We start from the raw sequence: 16390 nt of genomic DNA, 5'->3' as shown, positions 1-16390 counted from the left end.
GTGACTCACCGACCGGCCGCGACCACGACTTCACGCAACTTGGCGGGCACGAACGCGACCTCGTTGGCCAGGTCCATCCCGTCCAGCTTCACCAACGACGTGACTCACCGACCGGCCGCGACCACGACTTCACGCAACTTGGCGGGCACGAACGCGACCTCGTTGGCCAGGTCCATCCCGTCCAGCTTCACCAACGACGTGGCTTACTGACCGGCCGCGAGCACCGCTTCGCGCAGTTTGGCGGGGACGAAGGCGACCTCGTTGGGCAGGTCCTTGCCGTCCAGCTTCACCGTTGGGGTGCCGGTGATCTTCGCCTCGCGCATGACCCTGGCCGACTGGCTCTCCTGGTCGGCCGCGTGCTTCTGCGTGGTCACGCACTCGGGGAAGGCGGGATCGGTGACACCGGCCTCCTCGCCCCAGGACACCAGGTCGTTGAGGGCGAACCCCTCGACGGTCTCGCTCGGCTGGTTCTGGAAGAGCTTGTCGTGGAAGGCCAGCCACTGCTTGCCGTCGCTGATGCAGCGGGCCGCCGCTCCCGCCCTGATCGAGTTGGACTTGGTCGGCTCGGCCGAGAAGATCGAGACCGGGTGGTAGACCACCTTGGCCTTGCCCTCGGCGGCCAGGTTCTTGATCGTCGATCCGCTGCTGGTCTCCAGGGCCTTGCAGGCCGGGCACTGGAAGTCCTCGTACACATCCACCACCGGCCCGGTCACGCCCGCCTTGGCCAGCGTGACGGTGCCGTCGGAGTTCACGGTGGCCGGGGCCTGGGCGAGCGCGGGTGTCTCCGCGGTGTCCTGGGAGGCCGCGTACCAGGAGCCGAGACCGATGGCCGCCACCGCGACCACTCCCACGGCCGAGATGACCATCAGGCGCTTGCGCCGCTCCCGCTTGCGTTCGGCGGCCCGCTGCGCCGCGATGCGATCGCGCGCTGACGCTTCCCGCGCACCCTTGCTCATGAAACGTTCTCCTCGTTGTCGTCGTGGTGATCGGGCGGGTCGCTCAGGCCCAGCGCGGAGTCGAGCGCCAACCGGCCCGGCGGGAACCAGGCGGCCCAGGCCGCGCAGAGCACGAGCCCGGCGTCGCGGAGCAGCTCGCTGAGGTAGGCGGGCTCCTGCCCGGCCGCGAGCGTGCCGTCGCCGCCGAAGCAGCCGCAGTCGATGCGCAGCCCGCGCGCCCAGGCCGAGGCGATGCCGGCCACGAAGGCGAGCATGAGCAGCCCGGCCACGACGGCCGAGGCGCGCGTGAGCAGGCCCAGGACAAGCAACGCTCCGACCACGATCTCCAGGATGGGCAGGCCGTAACCCACGGCCGTGGCGACCCCGCCCGGCAGGAGCTCGTAGGCCTTGACCGCCTGCACCGACAGGGCGGGCGTGCCGATCTTGAGCCAGCCCGCGGCGATGAGCACGCCACCGAGCACGAGCCGGGCGATGGTCGTCACCCAGGGTACCGCTCCCTGTGCGGAGAGTGGCCATCGCGAAGCGGGAATATCCGCTGCCACGTGAGAACTCCTTAACCTGACCGCGTGGGCGGTCACCGGTCCCGAACTTAATAGAGACAGCTCACCATGACCTGGATAAGAGCCCGGTAAACCGCGAGCGATCGCCGAATATTGCCTGCATATCACACCAAAACGGCCGATCTCCTGAGGGAGATCGGCCGTACCGGAAGCAGGTTCAGCGGCGGCGGCATCCCGCCGCGAGTTCGGCCGCGAGTTCGCGCACCGCGAAGAGCCCCGCGGACTCGTCGGGCGCGTCGAGCAGCCGCCGGATGAACGCCGAGCCGACGATGACGCCGTCCGCGTACGCGGCCACTTCGGCGGCCTGGGCGCCGGTGCCGACCCCGAGGCCGACGCAGACCGGCAGCGTGGTGTGCGCGCGGGTCCGCTTGACCAGGCCCTCGGCCGCCAGCCCGACCGACTCGCGGGCGCCGGTCACGCCCATCAGCGAGGCCGCGTAGACGAAGCCGGTGCAGCAGTCGGCGACGATGCCGATGCGCTCCTCGGTGGAGCTGGGCGCGACCAGGAACACGGTCTCGATGCCCGCCTCCCGGCTGGCCTCCCGCCACGGCCCGGCCTCTTCCGGCGTCAGGTCGGGCGTGATCGTGCCCACCCCGCCCGCGTTGGCCAGGTCCCGCGCGAAACGCTCCGCGCCGTACTGGTCGATGGGGTTCCAGTACGTCATGACCAGGGTCGCCGCCCCGGTCCTGGCCACACCCTCGACGGTGCGCATGACGTCGGCGATCCGGGTGCCGTTGCTCAGCGACCGGTGCACCGCGTCCTGGATGGTCGGCCCGTCCATCAGCGGATCCGAGTACGGCAAGCCGATCTCGATCACGTCGCAGCCCGCGTCCACCATGGCGGAGGCGGCGGCGACGGCCCCGTCCTTGGTCGGGAACCCGGCGGGCAGGTAGCCCACCAGCGCGGCGCGGTCCTCGGATCGGGCCTTCTCGAAGACCGCGGCAAGAGATGTCATATCGGCGCCCTAGAGGTTGAAGTACGTCATCGCGGTGCCCATGTCCTTGTCGCCCCGGCCGGAGAGGTTCACCAGGATCGTGGCGTCCGGGCCCAGCTCGCGGCCCAGCTTGAGCGCCCCGGCCAGCGCGTGCGCGGACTCGATCGCCGGGATGATGCCCTCGGTGCGGGCCAGCAGCGCGAACGCGTCCATCGCCTCGGCGTCGGTGATGCCGTGGTAGGTGGCCCGGCCGCTGTCCTTGAGCCAGGCGTGCTCGGGCCCGACGCCCGGGTAGTCCAGACCGGCCGAGATCGAGTGCGACTCGATCGTCTGGCCCTCCTCGTCCTGCAGCACGTAGGTGCGGGAGCCGTGCAGCACGCCGATGGTCCCCGCGGTGAGGGTGAGCGCGTGCTCGCCCGTCTCCAGGCCCCGGCCGCCGGCCTCGTAGCCGTGCAGGGCGACGCCCTCGTCGCCGAGGAAGGCGTGGAAGATGCCGATCGCGTTGGAGCCGCCGCCCACGGCCGCGCAGATGGCGTCCGGCAGCTTGCCGGTGAGCGCCAGGATCTGGCGGCGCGCCTCGACGCCGATGATCCGGGCGAAGTCCCGGACGATGCCGGGGAACGGGTAGGGCCCGGCGACGGTGCCGAACAGGTAGTGGGTGCTGTCCACGTTGGTGACCCAGTCGCGGAACGCCTCGTTGATGGCGTCCTTGAGGGTCTGGCTGCCGTTGGTGACCGGCACCACGGTCGCGCCGAGCAGCTTCATCCTGGCCACGTTGAGGGACTGCCGCTCGCAGTCGACCGCGCCCATGTAGATGACGCACTCCAGGCCCATCAGCGCGGCGGCGGTGGCGGTGGCGACGCCGTGCTGGCCCGCGCCGGTCTCGGCGATGACCCGGGTCTTGCCGAGCCGCTTGGTCAGCAGCGCCTGGCCGAGCACGTTGTTGATCTTGTGGGCGCCGGTGTGGGTGAGATCCTCGCGCTTGAGCACGATCCGGGCCCCGCCCGCCTGCGCGCCGAACTTGGGCACGTCGGTGAGGGTGGTGGGCCGCCCGGCGTAGGTCCGCAGCAGGTGGTCGAACTCGCGGATGAACGCGACGTCGGTCCTGGCCTTCTCGTAGACGGCGGCGACCTCGTCCAGCGCCGGGATGAGCGCCTCCGGCACGTAACGGCCGCCGAACACGCCGAACTTGCCGCCGGTCCCGGCGTCACCGCCGACCAGGTCGCCCGGCTGGAGGACCGTGTCCTCGGAGGATGTCATGGCTTCTCCTGCTGCCGTTCCTGTCGGGATGACGGGTGCGCGCCCGCGGTCACCAGGTCGTTGACCGCGGCCCTCGGGTCCTTGCCGGTGACCAGGCTCTCCCCCACCAGCACCGCGTCGGCGCCCGCGCGGGCGTAGGCGAGCAGGTCGTGCGGCCCGCGCACGCCGGATTCGGCGATCTTGAGGATGCCGTCCGGGATCTTCGGGGCCAGCTTGGCGAAGACGTCCCGGTCCACCTGGAGCGTCCTGAGGTCGCGCGCGTTCACCCCGATGATCTTAGCGCCCGCGGCGACGGCCCGCTCCAGCTCGTCCTCGGTGTGCACCTCGACCAGCGGCGTCAGCCCGATGGACTCGGCCCGCTCGATCAGCGAGACCAGCGCCTCCTGCTCCAGCGAGACGACCATCAGCAGCGCCAGGTCCGCGCCATAGGCCCGGGCCTCCCAGAGCTGGTAGGCGCTGACGATGAAGTCCTTGCGCAGGATCGGCACGTCCACCCTGGCCCGCACGGCGGCCAGGTCGTCGAGGCTGCCGCCGAACCGGCGGCGCTCGGTGAGCACGCTGATCACGTGCGCGCCCCCGGCCTCGTAGTCGGCGGCCAGACCGGCCGGGTCGGCGATGGCGGCGAGCGCGCCCTTGGACGGGCTGGACCGCTTCACCTCGGCGATCACCGAGACCCGGTCTCCGCCCAGCGCCGCGCGCACGTCACGGGGGGCGGGCGCACGTCCGGCGCGCTGCTTGAGCTCGTCGATCGACACGGTCTTCTGCCGCTCGGCGAGGTCCTCCCGGACCCCTTCGATGATCTCGTCGAGAACGCTCACGAACTCCGGGTCCCTCCGATTGACTGCGCTCGCGGGGCGTCGCATCGCACCCGCCTTGCCCTGCCGATGGTATCGGCCCTGCCGCCCCTGCCCGGCCACCGGGGCGTGTCACGGCGCGAGATAGCGGCCGAACGGGAGGTTCCGTACGACCCAGAAGATCAGCGCCACCGCGACGAAACCGCGCGCGATGACTGGCCTGGCCAGGACGGTGGTCATCCGGCGACCGGTCCAGGCCGCGTACGCCCAGCGGGCCCACAGGTAGAGCAGCACGGGCGCGGTCAGCGTGAACAGCGGGTTGAGGCCCAGGGCCGCGAGCGGGTCGCCGTGAGCGAGCGCGTGCACGGCGCGCAGGCTGCCGCAGCCGGGGCAGAAGAACCCGCTGACCGCGAGGAACGGGCAGGCCGGGTAGTGCCCGGCCGCGTTCGGGTCGACGGCGGCGACGTATCCGGTGGCCGCGATCGTGATCGCCGCCACCCCCGCGGGCACGGCGAAACGCCGCGTCGCCGTCTTCATCCGGACAGCTTAACCAGGCCCGCCCCCGTGCGGGCCCTCGACATCTAGTAGTTGAAGCTGGTGTCCGCGGTCTCGGCGATGCCGATCAGGGCCAGGATGGCGGCGCCGAACGCCAGCCACAGGATGACCCACAGGGCGATCGTGATGTAGGAGGTGACCAGGCCGGCCACGGCCATGCCGCGCCCCTCCTCGCCGCTCTCCTTGATCCGCGCCATCGCGATGTGCCCGAAGATCGCGCCGAGGATGCTGGTGACGCCGCACAGCAGCAGGCCGACGATGCCCATCACCAGGGACGCGACCGCGAGCCCGTTGGTCGGCCTGGACGGCGGGTAGCCGTAGCCCGGCTGCTGGTACTGGTAGCCGGGCTGCTGGTAAGCCTGCTGCTGGTAGGACTGGTCGTAGCCGCTGGGCTGGGTGTAGCCGGGCTGCGGCTGGCCGTACTGGTCGTAGCCGGGCTGCTGCGCCCCATAGCCGGGCTGCTGCCCGTAGCCCGGCTGCTGACCGTATCCCTGATCCCCGTAGCCGGGCTGCTGGCCGTAACCGGGCTGCTGCCCGTAGCCGGGCTGGCCCCCGTGCTCCCCGGTGTCGCCCGGCTGGTTCCCGTAACTCATGTGAATGACTCCTAGCGGTCATCGTGAGAGGTGCGGGGCGCAGCCTAGCGATTTGCTCTGATTACTTGGGAAATACGCTCAAGGTGTGGACAATTTGTGACCAGGCGTGGCCCGCTTGTCAACGATGCTCGTCGGATTCGGTCGGGTCTAGTCCCGCGTCCAGAGCGTCCCACAACTCTCGCTCTCCCGATGGCCTCATCGGGGTACGGCTTCCGCGTGCCGGGCTCGCCCATCGGGTGGCGCGGAGGGTCGCGTACAGGCCGGAAAGGATCAGGAGCCCTCCTCCGGCGACGGCGACCAGAGGCCACGGGGTGAGCTCGGTGGTGGCCGCGGCGCTGCCCTCGGGGGCGAGGTCGCCCCAGGCGCGCAGGGACGCCAGCACGATCGCCGCGCCGCACAGGGCGATCAGTCCCGCCAGGACGGAGCGCCAGACGCCGCGGGCGGCGAGCACGGCGACGGATCCGGCCAGGGCGGCGAGGGCCACCGGCGTGAGTGAGGCCGCGACTTCGCCGCCGGTGAGGGTCAGGGTGGGCAGGTTGGGGGCGGTGACGTCGAAGGTCAGCACCGCCCAGTCCCGGCTCGCGGCGAGCAGCGTGAGCCCCGATCCGGCGGCGCAGACGGCCAGCCAGAGCGAGATCACGCGCCGGGCGGGATTCATGTGATCGTCACTTCCAGGGGTGTGGCGTCGAAGCAGGTCCGATCACCGGTGTGGCAGGCGGCCCCCACCTGGTCCACCTGAAGCAGGATCGTGTCACCGTCGCAATCGAGCGCGGCGTGCTTGACCCACTGCACGTGTCCCGACGTGTCGCCCTTCACCCAGTATTCGCCCCGGCTCCGGGACCAGTACGTCGCCCGGCCCGTGCTCAGCGTGCGGTGCAGTGCCTCGTCGTCCATCCAGGCCAGCATGAGCACCTCCCCGCTGTCATGCTGCTGCACGACCACGGCCACCAGGCCGTCCCGGGTGCGTTTCAACCTACCGGCGATCTTCGGGTCCAAGGGCATGTCGTAATTCTGCCTCATCTGGGGCCCCGACCAGCGTGTTCGTCCCCTCGGGCGTGGTCAGCCGTCGGCGGCGACCAGGGCGAACGGCAGATCGGCGATCGGGTGGGCGGTGAAGCCGGGCGCGCCGCGGTAGGCCGAGCCGGTGATCCAGCGGGCGGTGTTGGAGGCCACCACGCGGCCTTCGGCGTTGGTGAGCAGGGCGGGGGCCGGGATCTCGCGGAGGGCGGGGTCGACGGCGGCCTCGAAGCGGCGGACGAACACGTCGGCGGCGGCGACGCCGATGAAGGCGCCTGCCACGGTCACGGGGACCGACAGGGTGAGGCTGTACTCGTCGGTGCACAGGTAGTCGACGTAGGGTCCGCAGATGGTGTGTTCTGCGCCGGCGAGCGGGCCGGTGTACCAGTCCCAGTGCGTGTAGTCGTAGAAGGCGCTGCTGGACGGGTCGAGGTCGCGTAACAGCTGGACCGGGCGGCCTGACGGGTTCTCCTGCCACCACTCCAGATACCAGGGGGCGTCCGCGAGCAGGCCGGGGGCGGCGATGAAGCCGATTCCGGCGATCAGCGCGCCCAGGCGGCCCGGGTCTAGGCGGCTCCACAGCAGGGGGCGGAGCGTGGCCAGGTCAGCGGCGACAGGCGTACGGCCCCGGACCGAGCGCACGGAGGCGGCGGTGGCGGTGCGGACTTCGCGAAGGGTGGTGAAGACCTCGTCGGCGACCTCGGTGACGCGGGTGACGGCCGCGTTGACGACGTCGGCGGGGCGACCAGCCTGAAGTTGGGTCATTTCGCTACTCCTGGAGCCGCAGCCGAAGCTCGATGAGGTGGTCAACCGCGTCCAGCACGTGGCGTTCGGCGAGCTCCCTGGCCTGGTCTCCCTCTCCCGCCCTGATGGCCTCGACGATGGCCCGATGCTGGTCGAACAGATTGCGTTTGGCCATCTCATGGTGCTCGTCCCGGGAAAGCCACAGCAAGGGTCCGATGTCAGCCTGTAACCGGATCTCCTCCTGAGTGAGTCGCGCGGACTGGGAGGCGGCGGCGATCTCCACGTGGAAGCGGCCGTCCAGGCGGCGCAGGCGGCCGTCCCAGTCGGCTCCGGCCATCTCGTCCAGGGAGCGCAGCAGCGGGGCGAGGTCGGAGGGGAGGGCGCGCTGGGCGGCCAGGCGGGCGGCGGCTCCGGCGATGGCCGCGTAGTGGTCGCCGAGATCGCGCAACTCCTCCACCGCGTACCCCCGCAGGAGGGAGCCGAGGTCGAGGTCGGAGGGGAGGCGGACGAAGCTGCCGCCGCCGCGGCCCCGGCGGGTCTCGACCATGCCCTGCTGGCGCAGGGCCATCAGGGCCTCCCGCAGGGTGACGGTGGAGACGCCGAGCTGTCCGGCGAGCTCGGCCTCGCTGGGGAGTTGCTCGCCGTCGGCGAGCAGGCCGAGGGCGATCGCGTCGGTGAGGCGGCGGATCACCGCCTCGACCCGGGCGGTGCTGTCCACCGGCGCGAAGACGGCCAGACGCGCCGATTCCATCTGGCTCCCTCCATCGCGGTTAACACCTGTGATACCGGATCGTGTCTTGTTGCGAAACATTTAACACCATATGTTTAATTTCATGGCAGACCAAGCGGTGGCCCTGCGCGGGCTGCGCAAGAGCTTCGGGAGCGTCGAGGCGGTCGCGGGTGTGGACCTGGGCGTCGCGGACGGCGAGTTCTTCGCGATGCTCGGCCCGTCGGGCAGCGGCAAGACCACCGTGCTGCGGATGATCGCCGGTTTCGAGACCCCCACCGCCGGAACCGTCGAGCTCGGCGGCCGGGACGTCACCCGGCTGGCGCCCTTCGAGCGGGACGTGAACACCGTCTTCCAGGACTACGCCCTGTTCCCGCACATGAGCGTGCTGCAGAACGTCGAGTACGGCCTGCGCGTCAAGAAGGTCCCCAACCGCCGCGAGAAAGCCCTCGAAGCTCTCGCCACGGTCCGCCTGGAGGGCTTCGGCAAACGGCGGCCCGGCGAGCTCTCCGGCGGCCAGCGGCAGCGCGTGGCGCTGGCCCGCGCCCTGGTCAACCGCCCCCGGGTGCTGCTGCTTGACGAGCCGCTCGGCGCGCTCGACCTGAAGTTACGCGAGGAGATGCAGGTCGAGCTGAAGGCGATCCAGCGCGAGGTAGGCATCACGTTCCTGTTCGTCACCCACGACCAGGAGGAGGCGCTGACCATGAGCGACCGGGTCGCGGTGTTCAACCACGGCCGGGTCGAACAGGTCGGCACCCCGGCCGAGGTGTACGAGCGACCGGCCAGCGCGTTCGTGGCCGGTTTCGTGGGCACCTCCAACCTGATCTCGGGCGAGGCGGCGCAGGCCGTGCTCGGCAAGGACGGCACGTTCAGCGTCCGCCCCGAGAAGCTGCGCGTCGCGCCGCCGGACGAAACCGTCGGGGACGGCGAGCACAGCGCCACCGGCCTGGTCACCGAGGTCGTCTACGCCGGGCCCGCCACCCGGTTCGTGGTGGATCTGGACGCGGGCGGGCGGCTCATCGCCCTCCAGCAGAACCTGCAGGTCTCGTCCATGGACGTGATGGGCCTGCGCGGCACCAGGGTCCGGCTCGTGTGGCACCGCCGCCACGAGTTCGCGATCGTCTAGATATCAGGAGCTCATATGCGATCAACCCCCCGTATCGCCGCAGCCGTCGCAGCACTGGCATTAGCCGCCGCCTGCGGTTCCACCGAACCCACCGGCACCGCCGCCCCCGCCCCCGGCGTCAGCGGCTTCACCCCGCCGAAGATCGAGGCGCTGGCCTCCCTCGGCGCCGGCGAGGGCCAGGTCAACCTGGTCGCCTGGGCCGGTTACGTGGAGGACGGCTCCACCGACCCCAAGGTCGACTGGGTGAGCGAGTTCGAGAGCAGCACCGGCTGCCAGGTCAACACCAAGACCGCGGGCACCTCCGACGAGATGGTCAACCTGATGAAGACCGGCGAGTACGACGCCGTCTCCGCCTCCGGCGACGCCTCGCTCCGCCTGATCGCGGCCGGCACGGTGGCCCCGGTGAACACCTCGCTGATCCCCAACTACGCGGACGTGTTCTCCGGTCTGAAGGACAAGCCGTGGAACTCGGTCGGCGGCGTCTCGTACGGCGTGCCGCACGGCCGGGGCGCGAACCTGCTGATGTGGCGCACCGACAAGGTCAGCCCGGCGCCCGACTCCTGGGGGGTGGTGTTCGACCCCGCCTCGCCGTACAAGGGGTCGGTGACCGCCTACGACTCGCCGATCTACATCGCGGACGCGGCCGTCTACCTGATGGCCACCAAGCCCGAACTCGGCATCAAGAATCCGTACGCGCTGGACGACAAGCAGTTCACCGCGGCGGTGGACCTGCTGAAGCAGCAGCGCGGCATCATCGGCGAGTACTGGTCGGACTACACCAAGGAGATCCAGGCCTTCAAGGCGGGCGACACCGTGGTGGGCACCACCTGGCAGGTCATCGCCAACCTGGCGCTGGCCGACAAGGCCCCGGTGGAGGTGACGCTGCCCAAGGAGGGCGCGACCGGCTGGTCGGACACCTGGATGGTGGCGGCCGCCGCCAAGAACCCCAACTGCGCCTACAAGTGGCTGGACTGGATCATCTCCCCGAAGGCGAACGCGCAGGTGGCCGAGTGGTTCGGGGAGGCGCCGTCGAACGCCAAGTCGTGCGCGGAGACGGCCGACCCGAAGCACTGCGACACCTTCCACGCCACCGACGAGGAGTACTTCTCGAAGGTCTACTACTGGACCACCCCGATCCCGCAGTGCCTGGACGGGCGCACCGACGTGACCTGCAAGGACTACGCGGAGTGGACGCGGGCCTGGACCGAGATCAAGGGCTGATGTGAGGCGGCGACTGGCGACCTTCCTGCACCGGCACGCCGGGGTCCGGCTGTCGCTGCTGCTGTCGGCGCCGATGGCGTGGCTGGGGCTGGCCTATCTGGGCGCCCTGGCCGCGCTGCTGGTGACCGCGTTCTGGTCCACCGACACCTTCACCGGGAACCTGGTCAGGACGTTCACCTGGGCGAACTTCGAGGATCTGGTCACCGGTGAGGTGTATCGGACGATCGCGTTGCGCTCGCTCGGGGTCGCGGCGGCGGTGACACTGATCGATCTGGTGGTCGCGTTCCCGATGGCGTTCGCGATGGCCAAGCTGGCCTCGCCCAGGGCCCAGCGCTGGCTGGTCATCGCGGTGCTCACGCCGCTGTGGGCGTCGTATCTGGTCAAGGCGTACGCGTGGCGGGTGCTGCTGTCCACCGGCGGCATTCTGGGCTGGGGGTACGGGCTGGGGGCGACCGTGCTCACGTTGTCGTACCTGTGGTTGCCGTACATGATCCTGCCGATCTACGCGGGCCTGGAGCGGCTGCCGAACTCGCTGCTGGACGCGGCCGGGGATCTGGGCGCGCGCGGCTGGCGGACCTTCCGCACGGTCGTGTGGCCGCTCACCTTCCCGGCCGTCGCCGCCGGATCGATCTTCACGTTCTCGCTGTCGCTGGGCGACTACATCACCGTGAAGATCGTCGGCGGCCGGTCGCAGCTGATCGGCAACGTGGTCTACGACAACATCGGCGCGGCCAACAACCTGCCGTTCGCGGCGGCGGTGGCGACCGTGCCGGTGGTCATCATGCTGGTCTACCTGGCGGCGGTGCGCCGGACCGGAGCGCTGGAGAACCTGTGAACCTGTCTCGTACGGCTCGCGCCGCGCTGTGGGCGGCCCTCGCGGCCGGGCTGGCCGTGATCTACGTGCCGCTGGCCGTGGTGGTGCTCAACTCGTTCAACGCCGACCGCACGTTCGGCTGGCCGCCGCCCGGCTTCACCTTCGACTGGTGGGCGGCGGCCTGGCGTTCCACCGGCATGCGCGAGGCGCTGTGGACATCGGTGCAGGCCGCCTCGGGGGCGACGCTGATCGCGCTGCTGCTGGGCACGCTGGCGGCGTTCGCGGTGCAGCGGCACACGTTCTTCGGCCGGGAGACGGTGTCGCTGCTGATCGTGCTGCCGATCGCGCTGCCGGGCATCGTGACTGGGATCGCGCTCAGCAACACCTTCCACTCGGTGCTGGGGGTGCCGCTCGGGCTGTTCACGGTGATCGTCGGGCATGCCACGTTCTGCGTGGTGACGGTCTACAACAACGTGCTGGCCCGGCTGCGGCGGCTCGGGGTGTCCATTGAGGAGGCGTCGGCGGACCTGGGGGCGGACACGTTCACCACGTTCCGCCTGGTGACGTTCCCGATGATGCGGTCGGCGCTGCTGGCGGGCGGGCTGCTGGCGTTCGCGCTGTCCTTCGACGAGATCATCGTGACCACGTTCACGGCCGGGGCGGGGGTGCGCACCCTCCCGATCTGGATCTTCGAGAACCTGTTCCGGCCCAACCAGGCGCCGGTGGTGAACGTGGTCGCGGCGGCGCTCATCCTGCTGTCGGTGCTGCCGATCTGGCTGGCCCAGCGGATCAGCGGAGAGGCCACCCGCTATTAGCCGCCCGCGGGACGGTTCTCGAGAGCAGCGCAAAAGGAGAAGTTCACGATGTACCCAGAAGCCTGAGCACCGCAGCGACCTCCTCCCGCCAGCGCCCCAACTCACCCGGCGTCGGCGACAACTCGTAGGCGTGATAGTGACACGCCTGGCTCAGTCCCGACCACAAGATGGCACACTGCCGGGCCACCCCGGACCCGGCATACGCCTCCAGGCAGAGCATCTGCTCCAGCATCGTGCACTTGTTCAGCTCGGGCCGGACGCGCTGAAAGTACTCCCGCAAGCCATGCTCGAGCGACAACCGCAACAGCAAAGCCGCAGGCCGCGGCCACACGCCCACCGTCTGACCCAGCAGCTGATCGGCCGAGCTCAGCAGCGCCAGCGCGGTCATCACGCCCTCACCAGCTTGGCCAGCCGACCCGTCTGACGCACCAACTCCTCGACATCGTCGAACCGGACCGCCTGGTGAGTGGCCTTGTTGCACAACACCACCAGATCCGCCGCCCATCCGCCGTAGCGCTGGTTCAGCTCCCCCAGCACCTGACTCCACTTCGAGGCGTCCCCGAACAACGCCAGCGCGGCCAGCTCGGTCAGCTTGTGCGCGTCGCCGATCTGCCGCTCCACCAGCCCGTGGTCCCGCCCAGCGGTCAGCAACCGATGCCACACCACCTCCAGGAACGCCGCTTCCAGCGCGGTACGGCAGAGTCCCGGCAACACGTGCCGCACCACGTCAGCGGGCACCTTGCCCGGCTTGGCCAGCGCCCGCGCATCCCGCAGCGCCCGCGCCACCGGATCGTCGGACTCCTTCAACTCCACCACCGACCGTTCCTTGCGGACCACCTCGACGACGGTCGCCGGCAGCCGCAGATACTTCAACGCCTGAGGTAGCCGTGTGTCATGGGTGAACACGACCACCTGCCGGGTCTCAGCGATCATCGTCAGCACTCGGGCCAGCCCATCCACCTTGGCCGGATCCATGGACTGCACCGGATCGTCGATCACCAAAAACTTGAACGGACTCTGCCGTGACGTCGCACGCGGCAGGAACAACGTCAGCGCGAGCGCGTGCAACTCACCCTGGCTCATCACCCCCAGCGCGGGCGCCTCGATATCGTCCACCGACACGTCCATCACCACCCGCCGCTGGGTGGCCGCACCGGCGAGCTGGACCGGCCCGAGCGTCACGTTGCTCTGCTGCCGCAGCAAGTTCCAGATCAGCTGGGACGTCTCTCCCAGCGGCGCCATCCGCTCGGCCCGCAGCTCATCGTGGACATCACGAAGCCACTTCCGCGCCGCCTTGACCTGCTTCAGCTCCGGCCTGCCAGCCTCCGCTCGCCGGGCCACCGTCAGCCACGCCGCCAGCGCCGTCGCGGTTTCCTTCCACCGCCCGTCCAGATCCGCCAAGCGCTTGACCGCCTGCTCCCGCGCGTCCCGGCAGGCGGCCGCCATTGCCATGGCTGCCATGGGCGCCTGCCGCGCCAGCGCGACCGGATCGTCGAGCGTGCGGCAGGCCGCCCATGCCGCCCCCACCTCGGAGGACACGCCGGCGGGCGGATTCTCCACCAGGTCCTGTACAGCTTGTGCCGCGGACCGCAGCTCCCGGCGCGCGTCATCGGCAGCCGCAGCCTCTCCGCGCAGTCTGGCCACCTCGTCATGAGCATGCCCAGCCCACACCTCATCCAGCTGCTCACCACCGCAGACCGGGCACGCCTGTCCGCAGAAGTGCGCCAGCGCTCGCTCCAGCAGCTCGGCCCGCCGCCGCGCGTCCTCCGCCGACGTTCCCCGCACCTGCTCCGCGGCGGCAAGAGCGGCACGCAGTCGTGCCACCCGCTGCTCGACCACAGCCACGTCCGGTCCGGACAGGTCCGCCAGCCGCCGCAGCCGGGCCAGCTCGCCGTCATCGACGGTGTGCTCACCCACGACCAGCTCGGCCAAACGGTCCAGGTCCCTCTTCTTAGCTTGAAGTACGGCTTGTGCCGCCTGGGCCCGCGGGTCGTCGAGGTCCGCCACCTCGGGCAGTTCGGCGTCGGCCTGCTTGATCACCTTCTCCAGGTCTGAGGCCCGGTCGCGCAGGTTCTTGTCGGCGGTGGCCAGCAGCTCCAGCCCCAGGATCGTCGCGACCGCGTCGTACATTTCGCTCGGCTTGCCGCTGATCATCTGGCCGAGCTCAGAGTAGGACAGGAACGGCCGGTACAGCGCCAGATCCGGCGCCCATCCCAGCTCAGCCAGCGGCACCGGGTCGCTGCCCGGCCGCTCCACCTCAGCGCGGGAATCGCCCACGTCCTCGCCTGTCCACTCGCGCAATACCGTGCTCGGCTCAGTGTCGCCCTCCAGCAGCAGCTCCACCGCAACCTGCGGAGGCGCAGACTCGTGCAGGTTGCGCCAGCTCCGCCGCCAGATATCCGACCTCGAGCTCCAGCGGGCATTGTCACCAGTGAGCGCGATCTCCACGGCTTCGGCGAAGCTGGATTTGCCGCTGCCGTTCCGGCCCACCACCAGGGTCAACCCCGGACGGGGCGTGAGCGGGAGGCGTGCCGTACGGCCGATGCCGCGAAACCCACTGACCGTCACCGACTGCAGGTACGCCCGCCGGATGGGACGGCTTGGGCCCGTCTCGTCCTCCCCCAGCGCCTCCAACATGATCCGTTGCGCGGCGGGGTCGAGCGAGGAGCCGGCGAGCCGGGCCGTCACCAGGTCACGCAAGGTCTCGGACACGACGCTCCTCGAAGTTAGCTTCAGGGGGATATCAATGAGGCCGCCCTTGGCGTTACCCGGCCCCGACCTGCACAGTTATTCGTCCCATTCGTCCATGACGTAGCCGATAGTCCTGCCCATCGTCGATGGCCTGTCCAAGGCGATCTGAATTTTCGAGAACCTGTTCAGACCCAACTAGGCACCGGTGGTGAACGTGGACGCGGCAGCACTGATCCTGTCGTCAGTGCTGCCGATCTGGCTGCCAGCGGATCACGGGCGAGGCCACCCGCTAGGCCTGTTCTTCGCGGGTTGAGGGTCTGTGGGTTGGTGTGCTGCTCCTGATCGGGCGTGGCGAATGGATCTTCGGATCGTGGCGGGTAGGTAGATCTTTTCACCGGCAGCGTGACCTGCGGTTTTGTCGCGGATCAAGGCCAGGTTTTGTCATAGCCGCCCGATAGCGTGAGGGTGGTTGTTCGGATCCGCCGGAGAGAAAGGGGGGAGCCTTCATGCTCGGGTCTGCGATCGACGTGCGGGATCCCTCCCGTGCGAAGGGCGTCCGCGGACGCGAGCTGCCCGCGTTCCTGAAGGGCACCGTGCTGGACCCTGACTACGTCCCGCCTGACTACGTCCCGCCCCAGCGTTCCGCCCACGACGACGCCCATAGCGACACATACGGCGACGCAGGGCAGCAGAACACACGGCATCAGTTCCTCCACAGCCGCTCCACCGACACCGGCCCCTCCACCGACCCTGGCCGCTCGGCCGACGCCGGTCGCTCCACCGATCCTGGCCGCTCGGCGGGGTCGGAGCCCTCGGGCGAGCCGGTGGGTTCGGGGGTGCTGGTGGCCGCGTTCCGGCAGCTCGCCTCCCGGATTGCGACGACCGACCTGCCCGAGGATGCCGGGTTGTGCGTGGGCGAGACGGAAGATCTGCTGTTCGCCCAGGACCGGTTGAGCTCGGCGATCGCCGCCCGGGTGGGACGCGTCCACGCCACCGGGGAGGCCAAGAGTGCCGGCAGCGGCGGGCACGCCTCCACCGGTACCTGGCTGCGTGCCTCGGCGGGCATGACCGCAGGAGGCGCGTCCCGTCTGATCCGGCTGGCCACCCAGCTGGCCCGCCTGCCTGTCGTCCGGGACCGGCTGGCGCGCGGTACTCTCGCCGAGGGGTCGGCCGAGGCGATCAGCCAGGTCACCACCCACCTGACCGACGCGCAGGCGGCGCTGGCCGAGCCGATCCTGCTGGACCTGGCCGACAGCGCCTCCCCGGCCGAGATCCTCAAGGCCGGGCGATACCTGCGTGAACTGCTGGACCCGGGCACCCTGGACGATGACGCCGAAACCGACTACGCCACCCGTTCCCTGCTGGTCCGCCCGTCCAGCACCGGCGGCGTGGAGGGGGAGTTCCGGCTGCCCCGGGAGGCCGGCGCCCGGCTGCGCGAGTTCCTGGCCGCCTACGCCCGGCCGAAAGGCAAAGACGACGACCGCCCACTCCGGGTCCGCCAAGCCGACGCCCTGTCAGCGCTGCTGAGCAAAAAGGTCACCACCGAACTGCTGGTCCTGGTCCGCGCCGAATCCCTCCCCACC

18 protein-coding genes are annotated in these 16390 nt (G+C 70.2%); 5 read left to right on the top strand and 13 right to left on the bottom strand.

Annotation, left to right across the window (positions count from 1 at the left end; all coding sequences use genetic code 11):
• Positions 1-203: 203 nt before the first annotated feature.
• The 11 genes from Amac_RS45365 to Amac_RS45315 form a co-directional block, all read right to left on the bottom strand.
• Positions 204-956: a DsbA family protein gene (locus tag Amac_RS45365; protein ID WP_155360648.1), complete on the bottom strand. Its 753-nt coding sequence runs from the start codon at positions 954-956 to the stop codon at positions 204-206.
• Entirely contained in the window at positions 953-1438 is a 486-nt protein-coding gene (locus Amac_RS45360) for a MauE/DoxX family redox-associated membrane protein (protein WP_155360647.1), read from the bottom strand. Before Amac_RS45360 ends, Amac_RS45365 begins: the two co-directional genes overlap by 4 nt.
• A gap of 235 nt (positions 1439-1673) precedes the next feature.
• A complete protein-coding gene (gene trpA / locus Amac_RS45355; RefSeq protein ID WP_155360646.1) occupies positions 1674-2471 on the bottom strand; it encodes a tryptophan synthase subunit alpha in 798 nt (265 codons plus the stop codon).
• 9 nt (positions 2472-2480) lie between these two features.
• Positions 2481-3710 carry a tryptophan synthase subunit beta gene (gene trpB / locus Amac_RS45350; RefSeq protein WP_155360645.1) on the bottom strand — a complete coding sequence of 410 codons (1230 nt, stop codon included), beginning with the start codon at positions 3708-3710 and terminating at the stop codon, positions 2481-2483.
• Entirely contained in the window at positions 3707-4528 is an 822-nt protein-coding gene (gene trpC / locus Amac_RS45345) for an indole-3-glycerol phosphate synthase TrpC (protein WP_155360644.1), read from the bottom strand. The genes trpB and trpC overlap by 4 nt, the downstream gene beginning before the upstream one ends.
• 108 nt (positions 4529-4636) lie before the next feature.
• Positions 4637-5041 (bottom strand): DUF2752 domain-containing protein, encoded by a 405-nt coding sequence (locus tag Amac_RS45340; protein ID WP_155360643.1) that lies wholly within the window; start codon positions 5039-5041, stop codon positions 4637-4639.
• A gap of 44 nt (positions 5042-5085) precedes the next feature.
• Positions 5086-5652, bottom strand: a complete 567-nt coding sequence (locus Amac_RS45335; protein WP_155360642.1) for a DUF4190 domain-containing protein — start codon at positions 5650-5652, stop codon at positions 5086-5088.
• A 118-nt stretch (positions 5653-5770) separates the two neighbouring features.
• A complete protein-coding gene (locus Amac_RS45330) occupies positions 5771-6310 on the bottom strand; it encodes a Trp biosynthesis-associated membrane protein (RefSeq protein ID WP_155360641.1) in 540 nt (179 codons plus the stop codon).
• The gene (gene hisI, locus Amac_RS45325; RefSeq protein ID WP_174889783.1) at positions 6307-6654 is read right to left on the bottom strand and encodes a phosphoribosyl-AMP cyclohydrolase; all 348 of its coding nucleotides are present in this window, start codon (positions 6652-6654) and stop codon (positions 6307-6309) included. The genes Amac_RS45330 and hisI overlap by 4 nt, the downstream gene beginning before the upstream one ends.
• Positions 6655-6711: 57 nt before the next feature.
• Positions 6712-7434, bottom strand: coding sequence for a cache domain-containing protein (locus tag Amac_RS45320; protein WP_155360640.1), 723 nt, complete (start codon positions 7432-7434; stop codon positions 6712-6714).
• 4 nt (positions 7435-7438) lie between these two features.
• Complete coding sequence (locus Amac_RS45315) at positions 7439-8164, bottom strand: FadR/GntR family transcriptional regulator (protein WP_155360639.1); 726 nt, start codon at positions 8162-8164, stop codon at positions 7439-7441.
• Positions 8165-8246: 82 nt separating this feature from the next.
• Between Amac_RS45315 and Amac_RS45310 the strand changes: the two genes are divergently transcribed.
• The 4 genes from Amac_RS45310 to Amac_RS45295 are packed head-to-tail and all read left to right on the top strand — an operon-like array spanning position 8247 to position 12116.
• The gene (locus Amac_RS45310) at positions 8247-9266 is read left to right on the top strand and encodes an ABC transporter ATP-binding protein (protein WP_155360638.1); all 1020 of its coding nucleotides are present in this window, start codon (positions 8247-8249) and stop codon (positions 9264-9266) included.
• Between the two features lie 15 nt (positions 9267-9281).
• A complete protein-coding gene (locus Amac_RS45305; protein ID WP_155360637.1) occupies positions 9282-10487 on the top strand; it encodes an ABC transporter substrate-binding protein in 1206 nt (401 codons plus the stop codon).
• 1 nt (position 10488) lies between these two features.
• On the top strand, positions 10489-11322 hold the full coding sequence (locus Amac_RS45300; RefSeq protein ID WP_218041676.1) for an ABC transporter permease: 834 nt from the start codon (positions 10489-10491) through the stop codon (positions 11320-11322).
• A complete protein-coding gene (locus Amac_RS45295; protein WP_155360636.1) occupies positions 11319-12116 on the top strand; it encodes an ABC transporter permease in 798 nt (265 codons plus the stop codon). Before Amac_RS45300 ends, Amac_RS45295 begins: the two co-directional genes overlap by 4 nt.
• A 43-nt stretch (positions 12117-12159) precedes the next feature.
• On the opposite strand, the gene Amac_RS45290 is transcribed toward Amac_RS45295, so the two are convergent.
• Positions 12160-12507 carry a hypothetical protein gene (locus Amac_RS45290; RefSeq protein WP_155360635.1) on the bottom strand — a complete coding sequence of 116 codons (348 nt, stop codon included), beginning with the start codon at positions 12505-12507 and terminating at the stop codon, positions 12160-12162.
• On the bottom strand, positions 12504-14828 hold the full coding sequence (locus Amac_RS45285) for an AAA family ATPase (RefSeq protein ID WP_155360634.1): 2325 nt from the start codon (positions 14826-14828) through the stop codon (positions 12504-12506). Before Amac_RS45285 ends, Amac_RS45290 begins: the two co-directional genes overlap by 4 nt.
• A gap of 485 nt (positions 14829-15313) precedes the next feature.
• Here Amac_RS45285 and Amac_RS45280 point away from each other — a divergent pair.
• Positions 15314-16390: DUF222 domain-containing protein (locus Amac_RS45280; protein ID WP_155360633.1), on the top strand; the 1077-nt coding region annotated here is incomplete at its 3' end.

The sequence above is a fragment of the Acrocarpospora macrocephala genome, from assembly GCF_009687865.1.
Taxonomy (GTDB): domain Bacteria; phylum Actinomycetota; class Actinomycetes; order Streptosporangiales; family Streptosporangiaceae; genus Acrocarpospora; species Acrocarpospora macrocephala.
Note: the sequence above shows the minus strand (reverse complement) of the source record. Positions and strands in the feature narration are given on the sequence as shown.

Excerpts from the sequence above, each read along its gene's own strand:
- Amac_RS45365 (WP_155360648.1), bottom strand. The coding sequence starts at position 956 with ATGAGCAAGGGTGCGCGGGAAGCGTCAGCGCGCGATCGCATCGCGGCG.
- trpA (WP_155360646.1), bottom strand. The coding sequence starts at position 2,471 with ATGACATCTCTTGCCGCGGTCTTCGAGAAGGCCCGATCCGAGGACCGC.
- trpB (WP_155360645.1), bottom strand. The coding sequence starts at position 3,710 with ATGACATCCTCCGAGGACACGGTCCTCCAGCCGGGCGACCTGGTCGGC.
- Amac_RS45340 (WP_155360643.1), bottom strand. The coding sequence starts at position 5,041 with ATGAAGACGGCGACGCGGCGTTTCGCCGTGCCCGCGGGGGTGGCGGCG.
- Amac_RS45335 (WP_155360642.1), bottom strand. The coding sequence starts at position 5,652 with ATGAGTTACGGGAACCAGCCGGGCGACACCGGGGAGCACGGGGGCCAG.
- Amac_RS45330 (WP_155360641.1), bottom strand. The coding sequence starts at position 6,310 with ATGAATCCCGCCCGGCGCGTGATCTCGCTCTGGCTGGCCGTCTGCGCC.
- hisI (WP_174889783.1), bottom strand. The coding sequence starts at position 6,654 with ATGCCCTTGGACCCGAAGATCGCCGGTAGGTTGAAACGCACCCGGGAC.
- Amac_RS45320 (WP_155360640.1), bottom strand. The coding sequence starts at position 7,434 with ATGACCCAACTTCAGGCTGGTCGCCCCGCCGACGTCGTCAACGCGGCC.
- Amac_RS45315 (WP_155360639.1), bottom strand. The coding sequence starts at position 8,164 with ATGGAATCGGCGCGTCTGGCCGTCTTCGCGCCGGTGGACAGCACCGCC.
- Amac_RS45310 (WP_155360638.1), top strand. The coding sequence starts at position 8,247 with ATGGCAGACCAAGCGGTGGCCCTGCGCGGGCTGCGCAAGAGCTTCGGG.
- Amac_RS45305 (WP_155360637.1), top strand. The coding sequence starts at position 9,282 with ATGCGATCAACCCCCCGTATCGCCGCAGCCGTCGCAGCACTGGCATTA.